The following is an 18,856-nucleotide window of genomic DNA, read 5'->3' as shown; positions in this document are numbered from 1 at the left end:
AGCGATCGTCTACGATTACGTGGCGTGAAGGTTCTCAGCGTCGTCGGCGCGCGCCCGCAGTTCGTCAAGCTCGCCCCGATCAGCCGTGCTGCGGAGGCGGCGGGTGTCGAGCACGTGATCGTGCACACCGGGCAGCACTACGATCCGATGCTCTCGGACGTCTTCTTCACCGACCTCGCGATCCCGGCCCCGACCGTTCACCTCGGCGTCGGCTCGGGAAGCCACGGCGTCCAGACGGGAGCGATGCTCTCCGCCCTCGACGGCGTGCTCGACGAGCACGATCCCGACTGGGTCCTCGTCTACGGCGACACCAACTCGACGCTTGCGGCAGCCGTCAGCGCGGTCAAGCTGCACTACCCCGTCGCGCATCTCGAGGCGGGCCTCCGATCCTTCAACCGGCGAATGCCCGAGGAGCACAACCGGGTGCTCACCGATCATGCGGCCGACCTCTGCCTGGCGCCGACCGAGGTCGCCATGCGCCACCTGGCGTCCGAGGGGCTGGCGTCGCGGTCGGTGCTCGTGGGTGACGTGATGACCGACGTGCTGATGAACGTGCGCGACGCCGTCGCCGACCAGGTGCCGCCGACCCTCGCGGAATCCGACCTCACCCGCGGCGGTTACTACCTCGCCACCATCCACCGGGCCGAGAACACCGACGATCCGTCCAGACTCCGCTCGATCATCGAGAGCCTCGCGCACCTCGACCGGCCCGTGCTGATCGTCGCGCACCCCCGATTGGTCGCGAAGGCCGCCGAGCACGGCATCGAACTCGCGACCGGGACCCTCGTCCCGCACCGGCCGCTGCGCTACCCGGAACTCGTCTCCGTCGCGCTGCACAGCGCCGGCGTCGTGACGGACTCGGGCGGCCTGCAGAAGGAGGCGTTCCTGCTCGGCGTGCCGTGCACGACCGTTCGGACCGAGACGGAATGGGTCGAGACGGTCGACCTGGGCTGGAACGTGCTGGCCGGCAGGCACGCGGAGATCGCCGAGGCCGTCCAGCGGCCCGCTCCCGAGCGCACGGCTGCGCAGCCGTACGGCGACGGCCGTGCCGCGGAGCGCGTGGTCGAGGCGCTCGGCCGAGCCTCCGAATAGGCGCGGACCCGCCCGGAAGGCCGACGCGCGTCGAGTCGATCGTGGTGCCGGCGGGCACCCGGGCACGTCGGGGCCGATCCGACCGAACAGGTAGGCTTGACCGTCGGCTCCTGTGGAGTCCGACGAACACAGATCATCAGAGGGAGTTCGCGTGAGCGGTCCACTGTTCATCCCCGCGGCCAAGCCGATCATCGGTGACGAGGAGCGTGCCGCCGTCGACGCCGTGCTTCGCTCCGGCATGGTCGCCCAGGGCCCGGAGGTCGCGTCGTTCGAGCGGGAGTTCTCCGAGGTCCTTCTCGACGGGCGTGCCGCGGTCGCGGTGAACTCCGGGACCTCCGGTCTCCACCTCGGCCTGCTGGCCGCAGGGGTTGGCCCGGGCGACGAGGTCATCGTCCCGTCCTTCACGTTCGCCGCGACGGCCAACTCGGTCGCTCTCACCGGCGCGACGCCGGTCTTCGCCGACATCGAACCGGAGCACTACTGCCTCGATGTCTCCTCCGTCGAGTCGCTCATCACGGAGAGGACGGTCGGGATCATGCCGGTGCACCTGTACGGGCACCCGGCTGACGTCGTGGCGCTCGGCGAGCTCGCCGCCCGCCGCGGCCTCCACCTCTTCGAGGACGCCGCCCAGGCGCACGGCGCGATGTTCGGCGGAAAGCCCGTCGGCACCTTCGGGACGTTCGCGATGTTCAGCCTCTACCCGACGAAGAACATGACGTCGGGCGAGGGCGGCATGGTCTCCACGGGCGACGCCGGTGTGGAGCGTCGTCTCCGACTCCTCCGCAACCAGGGCATGGAGCGTCAGTACGAGAACGAACTGGTCGGCTTCAACGCGCGCATGACCGACATCCACGCGGCGATCGGTCGCGTCCAGCTGACGAAGGTCGAGGCGTGGACCGAGCAGCGTCGACGCAACGCCGCGTTCCTCAGCGAGCACCTCCGGGGTGTCGCGACGCCGGCCATCGCTCCCGATGCGACGCACGTCTTCCACCAGTACACGATCCGCGTCTCCGACGACCGGGACGGGTTCGTGACCGCACTGAAGGAGGAGCACCGGGTCGGCGCCGGGGTCTACTACCCGATCCCCAACCATCGCCTTCCCTCGCTCGAGCGATTCGCGCCGGGCCTCGATCTTCCCGAAACCGAGCGCGCCGCGCGCGAGGTCGTCTCGCTCCCGGTCCATCCGTCGCTGGCCGAGGCCGACCTGGAACGGATCGTCGCCGCAGTGAACGCCGTCGCGGGAGCGGGAGCCTGATGACCGACGTCCTGCGTGCCGGACTCCTCGGCGTCGGGATGATGGGTCGCCATCACGCCCGCGTCCTCCGTGAGCTCGACGGCGTCGAGCTGGTCGGGATCGCCGACCCGGGCGGCGACCCGCACGGCGTTGCCGGAAAGCTCGAGGTGCTCCCTGACATCGACGCGCTGATCCGGGTCGGCATCGACGTCGCGGTCGTCGCGGTTCCGACCCGATTCCACGAGGATGCCGCGCTGAAGCTCGCCGCGGCCGGCGTGCACACGCTCGTCGAGAAGCCGATCGCCCACAGCCTCGAGGCCGGCCAACGGATGGTCGACGCGTTCGCCCGGGAGGGGCTGGTCGGAGCGGTCGGGCACATCGAGCGGTTCAACCCCGCGCTGCAGGAGCTTCGTCGGCGGATCGAGGCCGGCGAGCTGGGCGCGGTCTACCAGGTCACGACCCGCAGGCAGGGACCGTTCCCCTCCCGCATCGCCGACGTCGGCGTCGCGAAGGATCTCGCGTCGCACGACGTCGACCTCACGGCCTGGGTGGTGCAGTCGCCGTACGAACGGGTGTTCGCCCAGACCGCGTTCAAGTCCGGTCGCGAGCACGAGGACATGATCACCATCACCGGGCGGACCGCCTCCGGCGTCATCGTCAACAACATCGTGAACTGGCTCTCCCCCATGAAGGAGCGGATCACGGTCGTCACGGGGGAGAAGGGCGCGTTCGTGGCCGACACCTCGACCGGGGACCTGACCTTCTACTCCAACGGCACGATCCCGCTCGAGTGGGACTCGGTCTCGTCGTTCCGCGGCGTCTCCGAGGGAGACGTCATCCGTTACGCCTTCGCGAAGCGCGAACCGTTGCGCGTCGAGCACGAGGCATTCCGCGACGCGGTCCTCGGGCACGCGACCGACGTCGTCACGATGGATCAGGGACAGCGCACCCTCGCGGTCGTCGAGGCGGCGTTGCGCTCGGCGGGAACGGGCGATTCGATCGCGCTGTGAGTCAATGAATCGCATCCTCGTCTCGCTGCGGCGCCTCCTGCCCTTCCTTCCGAGCTCGGCCCGCTCGTTCCTCATCGGCTTCTCCCTCGTCTCGGCGGCCCTGGCGGCCATCGACGTCCTGGCGCTCATGCTGCTGGCGCTGACCCTCGCTGCGAGCGTGACCGGCGAGGACGTCGTGCTTCCGGTGATCGGCACGGTCCCGCAGGACCAGGTCCTGTGGCTCATCCTCGTTCTGGCCGCGGTCGTGATCCTGAAGTCGGCGGTCAACGTCTGGCTGCAGTGGATCGCGACACGGCGGTTCGCCTCGTACGAGCTCAGCGTGGGTCAGGAGTTGTTCGGGGCCTACATCCGCGCGCCCTGGACGGACAGGATCTCGCGGAACAGCGCTCAGATCGTGGCCATGTCGGACAGCGGCATCGCCAACGTGGTCGCCGGCTTCCTGCTTCCGATCACCACGTTGCCCGGGCTGATCGTGACCTCGGCGGGCGTCGTGGGAGTCATCGTCATCTCCCAACCGGTCACGGCCCTGATCACCATCGTCTACCTCGGCGGGATCGCGCTGCTGCAGTACTTCGTGCTGAGCGGGAAGACGCGCCAGGCGGCGCGAGTCGCCCGAGACTCCGCGCTGCACGTCGCGGCGCTGATCTCCGGCATGGTCGCCTCGCTGAAGGAGATCAGCCTGCGCGACAAGGCCGATGAGGTGAGCGAGGTCGTGCGCGTGAACCGCGCGCGGACGGCGCAGGCGCGAGCCAACGCGAGCTTCCTCGCTGCCGTGCCGCGCTTCGTCTTCGACGCGGCCATCATCGGCGGGTTCGTCGTGGTCGGCGGCGCCGCGTTCCTGTTCGGCAACGGCATGGAGGACGCGATCTCGGCCGTCGCGCTGTTCGGCATCGCCGGCTTCCGACTCGTTCCGTCGCTCACCGGATTCCAGGCCGTGATGACGCGGACGATCACGTCCGCCCCGTACGTCGATGCGGTGATCGCCGACATCGAGGCGGCGAAGGACTTCCTCGCGAGTCAGGAGGTGCTCGGGAGGGAGCCGCTTCCCGGCGATCCGGCGACGCTCGAACTCGAGGGCGTCTCGTTCGCGTTCCCGGGCAGCGCGACCCACGCGGTGCGGGAGCTCGACCTGCGAATCCCGATGGGGGCGACGGTCGGGATCGCCGGCGCATCAGGAGCGGGGAAGTCCACACTGATCGATCTCCTCCTCGGATTGCTGACGCCGACGGCCGGGCAGATCAAGCTCGACGGCCTGCCCCTCGAGGACGTGCTCGCCGCATGGCGCGCGCACGTCGGCTACGTGCCGCAGGAGGTCACGCTGTTCGATGGCACCATCGCGCAGAACATCGCGCTGACCTGGGGCGACGACATCGACATGGAACGCGCGGAGCAGGCCGCCCGCAGGGCGCAGCTGTGGGACGTGATCCAGCAGCGCACAGATGGCCTGCAGACCCGGGTCGGTGAGCGAGGGCTGGCCCTGTCGGGCGGGCAGCGTCAGCGCCTCGGTATCGCGCGTGCGCTGTACAGCGACCCCCTCGTCCTGGTGCTCGACGAGGCGACCAGCGCGCTCGACACGAAGACGGAGTCCGACGTCGCCGATGCGATCCGGAACCTCCACGGGGACGTGACCGTCATCGCGGTCGCCCATCGGTTGAGCACCATCCGTGACTCCGACCTCGTGCTGTTCATGAAGGAGGGCACCGTGACCGCGCAGGGAACCTTCGACCAGGTCGTGGCTGCGAGCCCGGAGTTTGCGGCGCAGGCGAAGCTGGCGGGACTGGCGTGACCGGTGCGTTGACACTCCTCGCGCGGCGGGCGGGCATCGCCTATCGCCTCGCCGTCGGCGCGCTGCCCGATCGGATCGCGGTTCGGCTCCGGCGGCCGGCGCAGCGCTTCTCGCTCGCCGACGTCCCCGCGCCCGTCCAGGCTCCGCCCGGTGACACCAGACTGTACTTGGCGCCGGCGAACTTCGCCGCGCAGGGTTACCAGTGGGCGCGAGCCGCGGAGCGGCTTCCGGGCGTCGGCGCGGTCAACATGCAGTACCGCGGTCCGGCGGACTACGGGTTCCCGGCGGACTACTCGGTGTCCCAGGCGGTCTTCTCGGCTTCGGGGGATTGGGCACGGCGGCAGCGGGACGCCGTCGCGTCCGGCTTCACCCACGTCCTCTTCGAGGCGGAGCGTCCCATGTTCGGCATCGCGTTCCAGGGGTTCGTGGAGCGGGAGGCGGAGTGGCTGTTGCGACGCGGCCTCAGGGTCGGCCTCGCGAGCCTCGGGACCGATCTCAGGCTGCCCAGCCGTCATGCCCAGATCGATCGATGGTCGCCCTTCCGCGCGCCGGACCAGGACTGGATCCGCGCGCTCGAGGCCAAGGCCCGCCGCAACCGCGCGGTCTTCGAACGACTCGGCGTGCCCTCGTTCGTCGCGACACCCGAGCTGCTCCTGGACTGGCCGGCCGCGGCGTGGCTCCCGATCGTGATCGATCCGACCGACTGGCGGAACTCGCGGCCGGCCCTGGCCGGAGAGCGCCCCGTCGTGCTGCACGCCCCGACGAACCCGGCCGTGAAGGGGACGGCGCTGATCGAGCCGACGGTCGAGCGGCTCGACGCCGACGGGATCATCGACTACCAGCGCGTCATCAAGGTGCCCGCCGACCAGATGCCCGCACGGTACGCGTCCGCGGACGTGGTACTCGACCAGTTCGCGCTCGGGATCTACGCCACCACCTCGATCGAGGCCATGGCAGCCGGACGACTGGTGGTCGCGCATCTCCATGACCAGGTCCGCGACCACATCCGCGAGGTGACCGGCCTCGAGCCGCCCGTCGTCGAGGCGACGCCGGACACGATCGGCGAGGTGCTCCGCGATGTCGCCGATCGCCCTGAGCACTACCGCCGGATCGCGGAGCGCGGTCCGGCCTACGTCGACGCCGTCCACGACGGGGCACTCTCGGCCCGCGTGCTCGCTCCGTTCCTCGGGAAGGAGGCCGTGCTGTGAGCCGCCACCTCCTGCTGACCGCCTGGGCGTTCGCACCCGCTCGAACCAGCGGCGTCTACCGTGCGATCGGCATCGCGAACGCGTTCGCCTCCGCCGGATGGGACGTGACCGTGCTCACCGCCCCGGAGAAGGTGTTCGCCGACGAGGGCATCGTCGACCAGTCGCTGTCCGACCTCGTGGCGGACGGCGTTCGCATCCTCCCGGTGCCGTTCTCCTCCGGGGTCTACTCCAGTGACGTCGCCGAATGGTCCTGGGCGCGTGCGAGGCACCCCGAGCTGTGGGCCGGTGCTCGGAGCCTGCGGTTCCCCGAGACCGGGTTCGGCGACTGGCGCCGCGCGCTCTCGGAAGCCGCCGCGGCCGTGCATCGGAACCGGCGCGTGGACCTCAGTCTCGGCACGGCGAGCCCGTCGGTGGACTTCATCCCGGGCTGGCAGCTCAAGCGCCGTCACGGCGTGCCCTACGTCATGGACTACCGCGATGCCTGGACGATCGACGTCTTCAGCGGGCGACCCAATCCCCGCGCATCGCCGCGCGCACTGAAGTGGGAACGCACCTTCCTTCGCGACGCCGACCAGGTGTGGTTCGTGAACGAACCGATCCGGGATTGGCACCGGGAGAAGTACCCGGCGTTCGCCGATCGGATGAAGGTCGTGCCGAACGGCTTCGACATCGTCGGCGGCGTCACCCCGGCCGTCCCGTTCCGACCGATCGAAACGGATCGGCCGCTCACGTTCGGCTACGTCGGCACGATCAACTCGGGTCAGTTCCCGACCGAAGCGCTGCTGGCGGGCTGGCTTCGCGCGCGCGAGCGATCACGGGACATCGCGGAGGCGCGGATCGTCCTCCGGGGTCACCTCGGGCGCACCGGCGTCGCCGACGCCGCGCTCGCCGCGTTCCTCGAGCGCGCCGCCGATCACGGCATCGCCTACGACGGGCCGGTCGCGAAGTCGGATGTCGCTGCCGCCTTCTCCGAATTCGACGGGCTCGTCCTCGCTCTCGCCAGCGGTCCCGGCGTCACGAGCGGAAAGGTCTTCGAGTTCGCGGGGACGGGCCTGCCGGTCGTCTCGGTCCACGACCCCGAAAGCGCGGCGTCGACCGTCATGGCCGGATCCCCGGTGTGGTCGCCCGCTCGCAGCATGTCGCCCGACGACGTGGCCGACGCCTTCATCGCGGGCGCGGCGATGATCCGGGCGCAGACGCCCCGGTCCCGAGCGGACGCGATCCGCTGGGGAGCAGGATGGGAGCGCATGCGCCAACTGCAGCAGCCGGTGCGCGAGTTGACCGCGCGCCAGACGGACGAGGTGGAACGGTGAACGTGGTGGTCTTCTCTCCGACGGATTCGTACGGTCCGGACGCCATTCCTGCGCTCGACGGGAACGACACGGTCACGATCGTCTGCTGGGGGGCCGCGACCGAGCTCGACGATGGCCGGATCCGCGTCGCCGAGGGTGCGCTCGCTGCGCGGCTGGTCGCCGCGGCAGCCCGCAACGTGCTGGCTCGGACGATCGTCCGAGCGCTCCCGCTCGACACCGGCGCGCGCTTCTGGCGAGCCACACGCTCGCACCCGGGCATCACCGAGGCCGTCCGGCACGCCGATCTCATCGTCGCTCCGGAGCGCGACGGAGGGTTCGCCGCGTGGTCGTGGCGGCGCCTGGCGGAACGGAAGGGGAGGCGCATCACGGCGGTCGCCGGGTACCCGGCCGCCCGGACGGCGATCGCGCGAGCGCGATGAGCGGTCGCCCTCATCTGCTGTACACGGCGTGGGGATTCCCCCCGAGCCGTGCCGGAGGCGTCTATCGCGCGCTGGCGACGGTCAACGCGTTCGCGGAGCGCGACTGGGACGTCACGGTCCTGACGACCGCTCGCGAGACCTTCCTCGACTCCACTGGTGGCGATGTCAGCCTCGAACGCCGCATCCATCCCGACGTCCGCCTCGAGCGGCTGAGCGTCGACACCCCGGCCTTCTCCTCGGACCTCGCCCGGTGGTCGCGGGCGCGAGCCCGGTATCCCGAGCTCTGGGTGGCGGCCGACTGGCGACGCGATCTGGTCCGATTCCCGGAACGGGCGTACGGCCGATGGCGACCCGACCTGGAGCGGGCGGCCCGCCGGGTCCATCGCGAGCGAAGGGTGAGCCTCGCAGTCGGCACCGCGAACCCGCATGTCGACTTCACTCCGGGTTGGGCGCTGCACCGCGATGACGGCGTGCCGTTCGTCATGGACTACCGCGACGCCTGGCGCCTCGATGTGTTCTCCGGTCGGACGCTCCATGAGCGGCGCTCGCGCGTCGGACGATGGGAGCACCGCCTCCAGAACGCGGCCGAGGAGGTGTGGTTCGTCAACGACCCGATCGCGCGCTGGCACGCGGAGCGGAATCCCGACGCGAGCGCCCGGATGCAGATCGTGGCGAACGGCTTCGACGAGTACGACGTGCCGCTGCGCGTCCCCGTGCGCGCCGATCGAGGGGACGGACTCACGTTCGGCTACATCGGGACCGTGTCGGAGAACGTGCCGATCGAGCCGTTGCTCTCCGGATGGCGTCGAGCGCGCGAGGAGTCGGAGCTCCTCCGACGCTCGAGGCTGGTGCTCCACGGGTATCTCGGACACTTCGGAGCGTCCGGATCGGCGAGCGAGGCGCTCGCGAGGGCAGCGGCGGACGGGGTGCATTTCGCGGGCCCGGTCAGCAAGGCGACGATCGGCGAGGTCTACGGCGGCTTCGACGTGCTCGTCCTCGCACTCGGAACCGGCAGGTACGTGACGAGCGGCAAGGTGTACGAGTACGCGGCGACGGGCATCCCGATCGTCTCGATCCACGAGCCGGTGAACGCCGCCACCGATGTGCTGCGCGACTCGCCGGCCTGGGTTCCGACGCGCTCGCTCGCGTCCGCTGACGTGGCGGCCGCGCTGACGGCGGTGGCCGCCCGTGCCGAGGTCGAGAGCGACGCCGACCGCGCCGCCGCACAGGAGTGGGCACGGCAGTTCGAGCGTTCTCATCAGCTCGCCGCACGGATCGATCACCTTCGCGACGTCGTCGACGCCCGGAGTGCGGGACGATGAGGATCGCGGTGGCGAAGGCCACGCTGCAGATCCCACCCACGTATTTCGCAGTTCAGCACGCGATGGCGCTCCACGGGCGATTCGACTTCCGTTTCTTCACCTCTGCGGGGGACGTCCGCGACCCTGAGGTGGAGGCGAATCTGTCGATCCACGATACCAGCCGGACCGTCCCCGCGTTGTCCGGTCGGTCCTATCCGGTGCGGCAGAAGGCGGCACCGCTGCTCGCGCTGAACACGGCGCGGGCGATCACGCGCTGGGGGCCGGACCTGATCCACCAGCACTTCGCCAATCTCTCGGGAGCCGCGGTGCGAGCGCACCGCAGCAGCGGAGCGCCCCTGCTGCTCACCGTCCACGGCGCGGATGTCTACCTCGCCGATGCGGACCCGGCGTCGCGCCACGGCATGGCGAGAGTCCTCCTGCCGCATCACCGACGCACTGTCCGCCGTGCGTTCCGGGACGCGACGTCGATCCTCGCGGTGAGCGAGTACCTGGCCGGGCGGGTGATCGCCGCAGGTGCGGACGCGCGCAAGGTGGACGTGCACTACCAGGGGATCGACACCGCGCTCTACACGCCCACCGACGTGCCGGACGACTCCGGCCCGCCCCGGGTCGTGTTCATCGGCGCGCTGTCGGAGGCGAAGGGCGTGAGGGACCTGATCGCGGCCTCCACCCTCGTGTCGCGTTCGGCCCCGCACCGGCTCGTCCTCGCCGGCGACGGGCCGCTGCGCGGCGTGGTCGACGCGGCGGCCGCCGAGCACCCGCACATCGACGTGCTGGGGTCCGTCGACCGGGCCCGCATCCGCGAGATCCTCGACGGAGCGTGCGTGCTGGCGCTCCCGACGCGGGAATGGAACGGTTGGCGCGAGGCCGCAGGACTGGTGACGCTGGAGGCGCAGGCGATGCGCGTCCCGGTCGTCGTCTACGACTCGGGTGGTGCGCGCGAGATGTTCGACGCGGAACGCACCGGTCTCCTCGTCCCGGAGGGCGACGTCGCCGCACTTGCCGACGGCATCCGGACGATCGTGCGGATGCCGAGCGAGGAGCACCGGGAGTTGGGGCGGCGGGCCCGCGAGTTCGTCGTGGCCGAACGCAGTCTGGCGCGAAGCGCCGAGCAGTTGGCCCGTCGGTACGAGAACGCAGCTCGCTGACGGGGCGGACCGGTGGCATCCGAACGGCTGCGCGGTTCCGCCCGTCGATACCGGGCGCGGGGAATTCGCCCGAGCGTCTCGTTTAGGATCGATGGGTGACTCAGGTAGGCGATCCCATCGACGCGCGACGTCGCATCCTCGTTGTCGGCTTCGGTGTGGCCGGGCACGGGATCGCCGCGGATGCGAGGGCCCACGGTCATGACGTCGTCGGCTTCCTCGACGACGCCAAGCAGGACCCCGAGGTGCTGGGCGTCCTCGCCGACGTGAATCGAGTGGTCCGCGACCACGACGTGGATTCGGTCTACTTCGCCATCCCGACGATCGAGGCCCACCGCCTCCGCGAGTTCCTCGCCGGGCTCGAGCAGACCGGGCTCACGCTGTCGATCCTGCCCCGTACGTACAAGACGATCAGCAGCGAGGCCGTGAGTGTCAGCGACCTGACGGACGTCGATGTCCTGCAGCTCGTCGGACGGGAGCCCGTCAAGCACGACCTCCTGCATGCCCGCACCATGGTCGGCGGGAAGCGGGTGCTCGTGACCGGTGCTGCGGGATCGATCGGCTCGCGTCTCGTCGAGCATCTCCTCGCGCTCGGCGTCGCCGAGGTGGTCGCGCTGGACTGGTGGGAGACCGGGCTCTTCCACCTCGAGAATCGGCTCCACGACGAGCGCCTCCGCATCGTCGTCGCCGATGTCAAGAACGAGCGACGGATCGAGCGGGTCTTCGACGAGCGGCGTCCCGAACTCGTGTTCCACGCCGCCGCGTACAAACATGTGCCGCTCATGGAGCACAACCCCACCGAGGCCGTCGTCAACAACGCGTTCGGTGCGGAGAACGTGCTGCGCCAGGCGATCGCGGTCGGCGCCAGCCACGCGGTGTACGTCTCAACCGACAAGGCGGTGCGGCCCGCGAATGTGATGGGTTCCACGAAGCGTCTCGGGGAGCTCCTGCTCCGCGATCTCGCCGCGACGTCCGGCGAGACCAAGCTCACGGCGGTGCGATTCGGCAACGTCCTGCAGAGCAACGGCAGCGTGATGGAGACGTTCCGCCGGCAGATCGAGGCGGGTGGGCCGCTGACCGTGACCCACCGCGACGTCACGCGATTCTTCATGACGATCGACGAGGCGGCCCAGCTGATCATCCAATCCGCCCTGCTCGGATCGAACGGCGACATCTGCGTGCTCGACATGGGCGAGCCTGTGCGCATCATGGACCTCGCCGAGAGCCTCGTCCATGCGATCGCTCCGCAGGTGCGGATCGAAGTCACCCAGCTGCGGCCGGGAGAGAAGCTGTACGAGGAACTCACCTACAACCCCGACCTCGCCACGAGTACCGCGAACAGCAAGGTCTTCATCCTGCAGGTCGAGGACGAGATGCAGGTCCCGGTCGAGCGGATCCGCGCGCTGATCGAGCGGGTGCGCAGTGGCGCAGCCGACGATGAGGAGACGGTGTCCGAGCTCAGGGACATGGGGTTCGCGATCCGCGCGCAGTCGCCTGCGGAGCAGGGGTGACCGATTCCACGGCTCGACCCGTCGTCGTGACGGGCGGGCGGGGCCGTATCGGCCGTCACCTGGTCGAACGGCTCCGTCGCCGTGGTGATCGCGTGGTCTCGATCGCACGTCTGCATTCCGACGTGCCGCATCCCGATGACGTCCGCGCGGACGTGACCGACGCGGACGCCGTGGAGGAGGCGATCGCGAGGTCGGGCGCCGACGTGGTCGTGCACCTCGCTTCGGTGCTCCGCGGCGACGGCATCGAAGACGTGAACGCCCGCATCGATCGGACGCTGGCCGAGGCGATCCGCAGGTGCGGCGCGCAACGAGTGGTGCACGCCTCCTCCGGGGCGGTGTACGGCGTCACGGCCGAGTCCGCGCGGCAGGAGGACTCGCCCCTGGAGGGGAGCGGCCCGTACGCCCGATCCAAGATCAGGGCAGAGGAGATCTTCGGTGGGCTCGCGGCGGACGGAGACGCGGCGTCCGTCACCTCGCTCCGCATCTTCAACGTGGCCGGCCCGGCTTTCCCGGACTCGCTCGTGCATCGCCTGATCCACGCATCCGCCTCGCAGCCCGTGATGCTCACCGCTCCTGATCGCTTCATCCGCGACTACATCCACCAGGACGATCTCGTGGACGTGCTCTGCGCCGCCATCGACCACAGCACCACGGGCGCACGAGTGGTGAACGTCGGCGCCGGCGTCGCGGTGAGCACGCGCACCCTCCTCGAGCGGATTGCGCCCGATCCGTCGGCGGTCGTCGAGTCGCCCGGAGAGCCCAGCTTCAACTGGGCCGACATCTCGGCGATGACCCGGCTGTTCGGCGTTCGACCGCGCGCGGTCCCCGATCGGACATGGGACTGAGCCGGACCGCGACATCGAGCTGAGACCTCGTCAGGGCCCGGACGAACCGGCTCCCGGCCGACCGTAAGATGGAGATCATGCGTATCGCCGTCGTGGCCCTCGGAAAGATCGGCCTGCCCCTTGCTGTCCAGTTCGCCGACCGAGGTCACGAGGTCGTCGGTGTCGACGTGAACCGCGCGGTCGTCGACCTCGTGAACGCGGGCATCGAGCCGTTTCCGGGCGAGGCGCACCTGCAGGAGAAGCTGACCGAACTGGTCCCCGCCGGTCGACTGCGCGCCACCACCGACTACGCTGACGCCATCCCCGGTGCCGACGCGGTCGTCCTCGTCGTGCCGCTGTTCGTGAACGACGAGACCTGGCAGCCCGACTTCGGTTGGATGGACGCCGCGACGCGATCGCTCGCCGAGCACCTCACCCCCGGCACCCTCGTCTCGTACGAGACCACACTGCCGGTCGGAACCACGCGGACGCGCTGGAAGCCGATGCTCGAGGAGGGCTCCGGCCTCGTCGAGGGGACGGACTTCCACCTCGTCTTCTCACCGGAGCGCGTGCTGACGGGCCGCGTGTTCGCAGACCTGAAGAAGTACCCGAAGCTGGTCGGCGGACTCAGCGAAGAGGGTGCGCGCCGCGCGGTCGAGTTCTACGAGCAGGTCCTCACCTTCGACGAGCGGCCCGATCTGGCTCGCGGCAACGGGGTATGGGACCTCGGCAGTGCGGAGGCCGCTGAGATGGCGAAGCTCGCAGAGACCACCTACCGCGACGTGAACATCGGGCTCGCGAACCAGTTCGCGCTGTTCGCCGACCGGGTCGGAATCGACGTCTACTCGGTGATCGACGCGAGCAACTCGCAGCCCTTCAGCCACATCCACCGCCCCGGAATCGCCGTCGGCGGGCACTGCATCCCCGTCTACCCGCGCCTCTACCTGTCGACCGACGACGACGCTGAGATCGTGCGCACCGCACGACTGCTCAACGCGTCGATGCCGGGTCGGCTCGTCGGCCAGGCGGCATCCATCCTCGGCGACCTCACGGGGCTCACCGCGGTCGTGCTCGGCGCGGCGTATCGTGGCGGCGTCAAGGAGACGGCCTTCTCCGGCGTGTTCGCCACGGTCGACGCGTTGCGCGAGCGCGGTGCGAACGTTCTCGTCCACGACCCGATGTACACCGACGAAGAGCTGCGAGGGTTCGGCTGGGAGCCGTACCACATCGGTGCGGACGCAGACCTCGCCATCGTCCAGGCCGACCATGCGGAGTACCGCGCCATGCAGCCGAGCGACCTGCCCGGTCTGCGCCTGCTGGTCGACGGCCGCAACGTCACGGACCCGGCGACGTGGGCCGGGACCCCGCGCATCGTGATCGGCGCCGGCGGCACCGCGCCGGCGGTGTAGGCGAACCGAGCCGCACAGACTCCGTGCTGCGGAGGCTCGGGCGATCGGCGTCCGCTCGGTCGACCGCAGCTAGAATCGATCCTTGGTCGTTCCCGCGGCCGCATCAACGCACTCTCGAAACAGGTGGAAAAGCATGGCTGAAGTGGACCTCGTCGTCGTCGGATCGGGGTTCTTCGGCCTCACGATCGCGCAGCGCGCCGCAGAGGAACTCGGCCGCAAGGTCCTCGTGATCGACCGCCGCGACCACATCGGCGGCAACGCGTACAGCGCACCCGAGGAGCAGACCGGCATCGAGGTCCACCGCTACGGCGCGCACCTCTTCCACACGTCGAACCCCCGTGTGTGGGAGTACGTCAATCGATTCACGACGTTCACCGACTACGTGCACCGGGTCTACACCACCCACCGCGGCGAGGTGTTCCCGATGCCGATCAATCTCGGCACGGTCAACCAGTTCTTCCGCTCGGCGCACGGACCGGACGCGGCGCGCGCGCTCGTGGCGGAGCAGGCCGCCGAGTTGCACTCGGACGACGTCACGAACCTCGAGGAGAAGGCGATCTCGCTGATCGGTCGCCCGCTCTACGAGGCGTTCATCCGCGACTACACCGCCAAGCAGTGGCAGACCGACCCGAAGGAACTCCCGGCGGAGGTCATCAGCCGGCTTCCGGTCAGGTACACCTACGACAACCGCTACTTCAACGACACGTGGGAGGGCCTGCCCACCGACGGCTACACCGCGTGGATCGAGCGCATGGCGGATCACCCGAACATCGAGGTCCGGCTCTCCACCGACTTCTTCGACGAATCGCAGCCGATCAACAAGGCGACCGTCGTCGGGTCCGTGCCCGTGGTCTACACCGGCCCGGTCGACCGCTACTTCGAGTACGCCGAGGGTGAACTCGGCTGGCGCACGCTCGACTTCGAGCAGGAGGTCCTGCCGATCGGCGACTTCCAGGGCACGCCGGTCATGAACTACGCCGACCTCGAGGTGCCGTACACGCGGATCCACGAGTTCCGGCATTTCCACCCCGAGCGCGAGTATCCGACGGACAAGACCGTGATCATGCGCGAGTTCTCGCGGTTCGCGAATCGAGGCGACGAGCCGTACTACCCGGTGAACACGCCGGAGGACCGGGCGAGACTCCTCGCGTACCGGGAGCTCGCCAAGCAGGAGCAGGGCGTGCACTTCGGCGGCCGCCTCGGAACCTACCAGTACCTCGACATGCACATGGCGATCGGTTCCGCACTCTCGATGTACGAGAACCGCATCATGTCCGAGCTCAGCTGAGCTGGTCACCGCGGCACGCGCGCATGCGCCGTGACCGGGCCACTCGGGCCCGGTCACGAGCCTCAGCGCTCGAACGTGCGTCGCCACGCCTCCGGCGAGGTGATCTCGGGAAGCGCATCCCGATACTGCTTCGACAGTTCGGGCCAGCGCTTGCGAAGCTCGCGGTGCAGCTTGCGGCTCTGGCGGACGAGCCGTCGGAACGTACGCGGGTCGCGCGTGTAGCGCACCTTGCCGGTGCCGTCTGCCGTCGAGACGAGTGCGCTGTCGTACATCGGCAGTCGGAACCAGGTCCCGTCGCGCTTCGCGAGCTCGACCTGGGGGGCGGCCACGTTCCTCGGCTGAGGCTTCGTGAACCACTGGCGAAGCGTCATCCGTGCGGTGAAGAGCACCAGCGGGATGCCGCGCGGGCCCTTCGCCGGCTTGCCGTCCGGTCCGAGCGGGAACACCTTCTTGCCCTCGACGGTCGCCGGCAGCTCGTCGTCGGTCTTCAGCACGGTCTTCTCGGGGAACTTCGACGCCTCGGCTCGGAGTTCGCCGAGGATCGTGCCGAGCTCGGCCTGCATGTGCGCCGGCCCGCGAAGGATGTCGCGCAGCGCACGGTGCCGCAGCGTGACCGGGTAGTACTGCATCGACAGCAGGTGGCGCAGGTCCCAACGCCAGCTGTCCTCCGTCAGGCGACCCCCGTCGCTGTGAGGCGAATGCAGGAGCGCCGCGACGAATCGGTTGCGGGCGTGGAAGTAGGCCTGCCAGTCGATCGAATCGTCCTTGTCGAGCCACGACACGTGCCACAGCGCCGCGCCGGGAAGCGTGACGGTCGGGAAGCCGTTCGCGCCCGCACGGAGGCAGTACTCCGCGTCATCCCACTTGATGAACGCGGGCAGCGCGAGGCCGGCCGCCCTCAGCGCGGCGACCGGGATCAGGCAGAACCACCAGCCGTTGTAGTCGGCGTCCATCCGCGCATGCATCCACCGGGTCTGGCGCAGGTTGCTGAAGCGGAAGTCGTGCGGCACCTCGTCGTGCGGCTGGGCATGCCACATGAACGGCGAGAGGTCCATGGTCTCGGCGAACGCGTGCATGACCGGACGATCGAGCAGGTCGAACATGTGCCCACCGACGAGGACGGGCTGCGTGGCGTACCGGGCGAAGCGGACCGAGCGCGCGATGCTCTCGGGCTCGATCGTCACGTCGTCGTCGAGCAGGATCACGAACTCGCTCGTGCCGGCCTCGAGCGTCTCCAGCATCGATCGCGCGAATCCGCCGGAACCGCCGAGGTTCGCCTGCTCGATCACCCGAAGGCGATCGCCCATGCGTTCGGCGATCGCGGGGAACTCCTCGCGATCGCGGACCAGCTGCGAACCCTGGTCGACGACGTACACGCGGTCGAGCACATCGCCGACCGTCGCGTCGGAGGCCAGCGCGTCGAGCGTTCGGACGCAGTAGTCGGCCTTGTTCATCGTCGTGATGCCGATCGACGCGCGGCCGTCGCGCGCGGGCGCGACATCCGTCTCCCATGCCGACGCGCCGAGGACGACCTCGCCGTGCCCGGCCACGAGGTCGAACCAGTACCAGCCGCCGTCGCCGAACGTCGTGACCGGCAGGTCGACGGTCGTCACCTGCTCGTCGCCTCGGAACGCCTGGGAGGCCACGCGCTGCGGCACGCCCTGCGCGGTCGAGCGGTAGACGAGCAGCGTGCCGGAGCCGCTCGTCGTCACGCGCAGGCGGATCCGGTCGACGACCGTCCAGTGCTGCCAGTACGAGGCGGGGAAGGCGTTGAAGTAGCCCGCGAACGACATCCGCTCACCTGATCCGACCCGGAACCGGTCGCGACCGAGGACGTCGTCGATGTGCGCTCGGTCGCTCACGCGAACCTCCCGCGTGCCGAACCGGGCCCACACGTCGGCATCGACGTAGAGGGGGAGGACGTCGGGGTCGCCGTCCTGTGGGAAGACGACGCGCTGCAGCTCGGTCCAGGTCGAGGTCACTGGTTGCACTCCGGAGGGATTCGTTGCGCCGACGACGACCGGTCGGCCGCTACGAGCCTACCGTGACCTTGCGGGTGAGCCTCGGCGCGAGCTTCCAGAGTTGCACGCCGAGCACCGCGAGCTCGGCCGCGGCCAGTCCCCAGGCGACGCCCGGCACGCCGATCCAGAGCAGCAGCGGGATCATGAGGGCGGTGCCGACCACGGCGCCCGCGATCGTGCTCGTGGACAGCACACGCGACATCCCGAGCGCCGTCAGGCACGCGAAGCCCGTGAGCTGCGACGCGAGGATGGCGGCGAGGTTCACGCCCATCGGGATCGCGAGGTCCCAGGGGATCGTCAGCTCGCCGCCCGACAGGATGCCTCCCGCCCACGGCGCCAGCAGGGCGAAGGCGAGGCCGCCGACGAGCCCGAGCCCGAGCCCCATCGCCGTGACCCGACGCGCACGTGACACGAGCACCCGGGCGTCGGGATTCGGCACCCAGCCCTGTGCGACCTGGACGATGGGCCGGGTGGCGTACAGGGCGAGCCGGACCATCCGCTCCGCCAGCGCGTAGACGGCGGTCGCGCTCGGGATGAACACCTGGACCAGCAGGATCGGCACGTTGACGTAGACGGCGGACGTCGCGGACATCGCCACCGTGTGTCCCTGGCCCCGCAGGTTCTGCGCCGCCCGGATCGGGGATGCGGTCCAGGTCCATCCGCGATAGCGCCTGAGGACGTCGATCGATGCGATCGCCGCGGCGATGACCACGCCGGCGAGTTGCAGCGACGCGAACCAGACGGCGTTGCCCGTCACGATGACCGCGATCGCTCCGGCGAGCGTGCCGGCCAGTCGCGGCATCGTGTCGATGAGCAGGAACCTGAGCGGGCTCTGCTCGCCGACGTAGAACCATCCGGCACCGAGGGCGACCAGGATGCCGCTCGTCGTGGTCAGGGCGGCGAGCAGCGGCTGCGTCGGCGTGAAGGCGATCGCGACCACCACGGCGATCGGGACGATGACCACGGACAGCCAGGTCCGGCTGAGCAGCGATTCCCCGAAGTAGCGACCGCGCTCCTCGGGCGCTCGCGAGGCCACTTCCGTCGGGCCGACGACCCCCCATCCGTAGGCGACGAGCACGAACGCGAACCCGGAGACCGCCTGCGCGACGGCGATGGTCGCCCACGACTCGGTCCCGGCGGCGATGATCACCGATGGGATGACGAGGAGGCTGACGAGCCCGCTCAGCACGACGGACAGGCCGTAGCCGCCGGCTGCGCGGGCGAGGACGGACCGTCGCATGCGACTCCTGTTCGCTCGGGCACCGCCCCGGAGG

Annotated in this window: 15 protein-coding genes; 13 read left to right on the top strand and 2 right to left on the bottom strand. The window is 69.9% G+C overall.

Translation table 11 applies throughout. The annotated features are described in order from the left end of the window. The first annotated feature begins 24 nt into the window (after positions 1 to 24). From wecB to glf, 13 genes are all read left to right on the top strand, one after another. The gene (wecB, locus tag ACIQH8_RS01760) at positions 25 to 1,092 is read left to right on the top strand and encodes a non-hydrolyzing UDP-N-acetylglucosamine 2-epimerase (protein WP_400994024.1); all 1,068 of its coding nucleotides are present in this window, start codon (positions 25 to 27) and stop codon (positions 1,090 to 1,092) included. 151 nt (positions 1,093 to 1,243) lie between these two features. Then, the gene (locus ACIQH8_RS01755; RefSeq protein ID WP_400994022.1) at positions 1,244 to 2,347 is read left to right on the top strand and encodes a DegT/DnrJ/EryC1/StrS family aminotransferase; all 1,104 of its coding nucleotides are present in this window, start codon (positions 1,244 to 1,246) and stop codon (positions 2,345 to 2,347) included. Beyond that, on the top strand, positions 2,347 to 3,336 hold the full coding sequence (locus tag ACIQH8_RS01750) for a Gfo/Idh/MocA family oxidoreductase (RefSeq protein WP_400994020.1): 990 nt from the start codon (positions 2,347 to 2,349) through the stop codon (positions 3,334 to 3,336). The genes ACIQH8_RS01755 and ACIQH8_RS01750 overlap by 1 nt, the downstream gene beginning before the upstream one ends. A 4-nt stretch (positions 3,337 to 3,340) precedes the next feature. Then, entirely contained in the window at positions 3,341 to 5,122 is a 1,782-nt protein-coding gene (locus ACIQH8_RS01745; protein WP_400994017.1) for an ABC transporter ATP-binding protein, read from the top strand. After that, positions 5,119 to 6,330: a glycosyltransferase gene (locus ACIQH8_RS01740; RefSeq protein WP_400994014.1), complete on the top strand. Its 1,212-nt coding sequence runs from the start codon at positions 5,119 to 5,121 to the stop codon at positions 6,328 to 6,330. Before ACIQH8_RS01745 ends, ACIQH8_RS01740 begins: the two co-directional genes overlap by 4 nt. Then, positions 6,327 to 7,643, top strand: coding sequence for a glycosyltransferase (locus ACIQH8_RS01735; RefSeq protein ID WP_400994012.1), 1,317 nt, complete (start codon positions 6,327 to 6,329; stop codon positions 7,641 to 7,643). Before ACIQH8_RS01740 ends, ACIQH8_RS01735 begins: the two co-directional genes overlap by 4 nt. Continuing rightward, complete coding sequence (locus tag ACIQH8_RS01730) at positions 7,640 to 8,062, top strand: hypothetical protein (RefSeq protein ID WP_400994010.1); 423 nt, start codon at positions 7,640 to 7,642, stop codon at positions 8,060 to 8,062. The genes ACIQH8_RS01735 and ACIQH8_RS01730 overlap by 4 nt, the downstream gene beginning before the upstream one ends. Then, positions 8,059 to 9,384, top strand: coding sequence for a glycosyltransferase (locus ACIQH8_RS01725; RefSeq protein ID WP_400994008.1), 1,326 nt, complete (start codon positions 8,059 to 8,061; stop codon positions 9,382 to 9,384). Before ACIQH8_RS01730 ends, ACIQH8_RS01725 begins: the two co-directional genes overlap by 4 nt. Continuing rightward, positions 9,381 to 10,532, top strand: coding sequence for a glycosyltransferase (locus tag ACIQH8_RS01720; RefSeq protein WP_400994006.1), 1,152 nt, complete (start codon positions 9,381 to 9,383; stop codon positions 10,530 to 10,532). The genes ACIQH8_RS01725 and ACIQH8_RS01720 overlap by 4 nt, the downstream gene beginning before the upstream one ends. 95 nt (positions 10,533 to 10,627) lie before the next feature. After that, positions 10,628 to 12,040 carry a polysaccharide biosynthesis protein gene (locus ACIQH8_RS01715; protein WP_400994003.1) on the top strand — a complete coding sequence of 471 codons (1,413 nt, stop codon included), beginning with the start codon at positions 10,628 to 10,630 and terminating at the stop codon, positions 12,038 to 12,040. Further along, the gene (locus ACIQH8_RS01710; protein WP_400994000.1) at positions 12,037 to 12,885 is read left to right on the top strand and encodes an NAD-dependent epimerase/dehydratase family protein; all 849 of its coding nucleotides are present in this window, start codon (positions 12,037 to 12,039) and stop codon (positions 12,883 to 12,885) included. The genes ACIQH8_RS01715 and ACIQH8_RS01710 overlap by 4 nt, the downstream gene beginning before the upstream one ends. A gap of 77 nt (positions 12,886 to 12,962) precedes the next feature. After that, positions 12,963 to 14,273, top strand: coding sequence for a nucleotide sugar dehydrogenase (locus ACIQH8_RS01705; RefSeq protein ID WP_400993998.1), 1,311 nt, complete (start codon positions 12,963 to 12,965; stop codon positions 14,271 to 14,273). A 133-nt stretch (positions 14,274 to 14,406) separates the two neighbouring features. Continuing rightward, entirely contained in the window at positions 14,407 to 15,561 is a 1,155-nt protein-coding gene (glf, locus tag ACIQH8_RS01700; protein ID WP_400993995.1) for a UDP-galactopyranose mutase, read from the top strand. Between the two features lie 62 nt (positions 15,562 to 15,623). Here the strand turns inward: glf and ACIQH8_RS01695 are convergent, their stop codons facing one another. Then, positions 15,624 to 17,543, bottom strand: a complete 1,920-nt coding sequence (locus ACIQH8_RS01695; RefSeq protein WP_400993993.1) for a glycosyltransferase — start codon at positions 17,541 to 17,543, stop codon at positions 15,624 to 15,626. A gap of 49 nt (positions 17,544 to 17,592) precedes the next feature. Then, entirely contained in the window at positions 17,593 to 18,822 is a 1,230-nt protein-coding gene (locus ACIQH8_RS01690; protein ID WP_400993991.1) for a lipopolysaccharide biosynthesis protein, read from the bottom strand. Positions 18,823 to 18,856: the final 34 nt, after the last annotated feature.

The sequence above is a fragment of the Agromyces sp. GXQ0307 genome, from assembly GCF_044769845.1.
Lineage (GTDB): Bacteria > Actinomycetota > Actinomycetes > Actinomycetales > Microbacteriaceae > Agromyces.
The sequence above is the reverse complement of the archived record's forward strand: the minus strand, read 5'-3'. Positions and strand labels throughout refer to the sequence as shown.

Bases quoted from the DNA above. Each gene is read 5' to 3' on its own strand.
- ACIQH8_RS01750 (WP_400994020.1), top strand. From the start codon at position 2,347: ATGACCGACGTCCTGCGTGCCGGACTCCTCGGCGTCGGGATGATGGGT.
- ACIQH8_RS01745 (WP_400994017.1), top strand. From the start codon at position 3,341: ATGAATCGCATCCTCGTCTCGCTGCGGCGCCTCCTGCCCTTCCTTCCG.
- ACIQH8_RS01725 (WP_400994008.1), top strand. From the start codon at position 8,059: ATGAGCGGTCGCCCTCATCTGCTGTACACGGCGTGGGGATTCCCCCCG.
- ACIQH8_RS01720 (WP_400994006.1), top strand. From the start codon at position 9,381: ATGAGGATCGCGGTGGCGAAGGCCACGCTGCAGATCCCACCCACGTAT.
- ACIQH8_RS01705 (WP_400993998.1), top strand. From the start codon at position 12,963: ATGCGTATCGCCGTCGTGGCCCTCGGAAAGATCGGCCTGCCCCTTGCT.
- glf (WP_400993995.1), top strand. From the start codon at position 14,407: ATGGCTGAAGTGGACCTCGTCGTCGTCGGATCGGGGTTCTTCGGCCTC.
- ACIQH8_RS01690 (WP_400993991.1), bottom strand. From the start codon at position 18,822: ATGCGACGGTCCGTCCTCGCCCGCGCAGCCGGCGGCTACGGCCTGTCC.